The 3,291-nt window shown below is 71.9% G+C and carries 1 protein-coding gene; it reads right to left on the minus strand.

All coding sequences use genetic code 11. The features are described from left to right. Positions 1 to 3,291 (minus strand): acyltransferase domain-containing protein (locus KUM38_RS42715; RefSeq protein WP_254398553.1); only part of this gene is annotated, 3,291 nt, incomplete at both ends.

The raw sequence follows: 3,291 nt of genomic DNA on the forward strand, positions 1-3,291 counted from the left end.
AACCGGATTCAAGGCACCCGCCGCGAACAACGGCATCAGCACCGCGAACAACTCCGCGACCCCGTCCGCACCCGCCGCCTCGATCAGATCGAACGCCCGATACGACACACCCCCGAACCCGGCAGCCACCTCCCCCGCATCCCGCACATCCGTCTTGCCCATCTCCACGAACCGGCCACCCTCGGCCAGCAACCGCAACGACGCGTCCACGAACTCCCCCGCCAGGGAGTTCAGCACCACATCCACACCCCGACCACCGGTGACGGTACGGATGCGCTCCTCGAACCCCAGCGAACGGGAATCCGCGATGTGGTCGTCCTCCAGGCCCAGCGAACGCAAGGTCTCCCACTTGCCCTCACTCGCGGTGGCGAACACCTCCGCCCCGAGATGACGGGCGATCTGCACCGCCGCCATCCCCACACCCCCCGCACCCGCATGCACCAGCACCGACTCACCCGCACGCAGACCGCCCAGCTCCACCAGCCCGTAGTACGCCGTCAGGAACACCACCGGCACCGACGCCGCCTGCTCGAACGACCAACCCCCGGGAACCTTCGTAATCATCCGGTGATCGGCGACGGCGACCGGACCGAACGACGGGAACATCCCCAACACCCGGTCCCCCACCGCCAACCCCGACACCCCGGGCCCCACCCCGGTGACCACACCCGCACCCTCACCACCCATCGACGCGGCACCCGGGTACATGCCCAGCGCGATAAGCACGTCACGGAAGTTGAGCCCGGCGGCCCGCACCGCCACCCGCACCTGCCCCCCACCCAACGGCTCCCCCACCTCCGGAGCCACCACCAACCCCAAACCCTCCAACGACCCCGACACCGACCCCGACAACCCCAAACGCCACTCACCACCAGGCGCAACCAACGCTTCGGCGGATCCGCCGCTCCGCGCCAGCCGAGGCACGAGCAACTGTCCTGCTCGGAGGGCGAGTTGCGGCTCGCCGCTGTGGGCTGCGGCGTCCAGCAGCGCTGCGGACGCCGGGCTGTCGTCGGTGTCCACGAGGACGAACCTGCCGGGGTACTCGCTCTGGGCCGTCCGGACCAGGCCCCACACCGGGGCGTGGACGAGGTCCGGGACCACGTCGCCCGGGCCGGCGGCCACCGCCCCGTGCGTCACCACTACGAGCCGCGACGGTGCCTCGCCGGGGTCCGCCGCGCCCGTGTCGGCAAGCCACGCCTGGATCCGGTCCAGTACGTCGGCCGTCGCCCTCGCCGCGGAGTCCGCGAGTCCGGTGTCGGCCGGGGACAATGGCGTGCAGTCGATCACGGTCGTACGACCGGCGGCGGCTTGCGGCTGCTCGGTCGTCGACACGGGAGCGGGGACCCAGTCCAGCAGGAAGAGGCTGTCGGCCGTGTCGTCGGCCGCGCGGGACAGCTGATCGGCCGTGACCGGCCGCAGGGTGAGGCCCCGCGCCGAGAACACGGGACGGCCGGTGGTGTCGGCCGCGTCGACGGTGACGGTGTCGCCGCCGTTCACGGAGAGCCGGACGCGCAGCGACGACGCGCCGGAGGCCCGTAGCCGTACGCCATTCCAGACGAACGGCAGACGGACCGCGGCGCCGTCGGCGCCGATGCCCGTGAGCGCGGCCGCCTGGAGGGCGGCGTCCAGGAGGGCGGGGTGCAGTCCGAAGCGGTTGGCGTTCTCCCTCTGCTCGGCGGGCAGGGCCACCTCGGCGCAGACGTCGTCGGCGACGCGCCAGGCGGCGCGCAGCCCTCGGAAGGACGGGCCGTAGGCGTAGCCCGCCTCGGCCAGGTCCGCGTAGAAGGCGTCCAGCGCGATCGGCTGAGCGTCGGCCGGCGGCCACACCTGCTCCTCGGCGTCGGCGTGCTCGGGCGCTGTGTGCTCGGGTATGAGCCGGCCGTCGGCGTTCCTGGCCCATTCCCGGTCGGTGTCGTCGTCCGGGCGGGAGTACACGGAGACCGCCCGGCTGCCGTCGGCATCCGGTGCCGCGACCATCACCTGGACCTGCACCCCGCCGTGCTCGGGCAGCACCAGTGGCGTTTCGAGGGCGAGTTCGTCGAGGACGCCGCAGCCCACGGAGTCTCCGGCGCGGATCGCCAGCTCCACGAACGCCGTACCGGGCAGCAGGACGCTCCCGGCGACCGCGTGGTCCCGCAGCCAGGGGTGCGAGGACAGTGACAGCCGCCCGGTGAGCAGAAGCCCCTGCCCGTCGGCCAGGGACACCGAGGCGCCCAGCAACGGGTGGCCCTCGCTGGTGAGCCCCAGCCCGGTCGCGTCGTCGGCTCCGGCGACGGAGACGTCGCGCAGCCAGTAGCGCTGGTGCTGGAAGGCGTAGGTGGGCAGGTCGACGTGGACATCGCCCTCGCCGAGGATCGGCGTCCAGTCGACGGTCAGGCCGTGGACGAACGCCTCCGCCAGCGCGGCGGTGAAGCGCTCCTGTCCGCCCTCGCCCCGGCGCAGCGTGCCCAGCACCACCGCAGAGGCGTCCGCGGCATCGATCGTGCCCTCCACCGGAGTCGTCAGCACAGGGTGCGCACTCGTCTCGACGAACGCGTCGAAGCCCTGAGCGAGCAGCAGCCGGACCGTTTCCTCGAAACGAACCGTCTGACGCAGGTTGCTGTACCAGTACTCCGCATCAAGAGCGGCCGTCTCCACCCGCTCGGCCGTCACCGCCGAATAGAACGGGACTGTGGGAGTCTGCGGTTCGATGCCCGCCAGCTCGGTGAGCAGCCGCTCACGGATCGCCTCCACCTGCACCGAGTGGGAGGCGTAGTCCACCGGCACCCGCCGCGCCCACACGCCCTGTGTCTCGCAGTCGGTGAGGAGTGCGTCCAAAGCGTCCGGTTCACCGGCCACCGTCACCGACGCCGGGCCGTTCACCGCCGCCACCGACACCCGACCGCCGAAGCCCGCGATCAGCTCAGAAGCACGCTCCACCGGCACACCCAGCGACGCCATACCGCCCGAGCCGGCCAGCGCCAGGATCGCCCGGCTCCGCAACGCGACCACCATCGCCGCATCGTCCAACGACAACGCACCCGACACACACGCCGCCGCGATCTCCCCCTGCGAGTGGCCGACGACAGCTCCCGGCTCCACACCGAACGACCGCCACAACTGCGCCAACGACACCATCACCGCCCACAACACCGGCTGCACCACATCCACCCGGCCCAGCCACACATCGTCCGACGACCGCAAAACCGCAGTCAGCGACCAGTCGACATGAGCCGCCAACGCCGCCTCGCACCGCTCGACCCACTCGGCGAACACCGGCGAGGACTCCAGCAACCCGGCCGCCATCCCCAC

It is taken from the genome of Streptomyces sp. AC558_RSS880 (assembly GCF_019049255.1).
Taxonomy (GTDB): domain Bacteria; phylum Actinomycetota; class Actinomycetes; order Streptomycetales; family Streptomycetaceae; genus Streptomyces.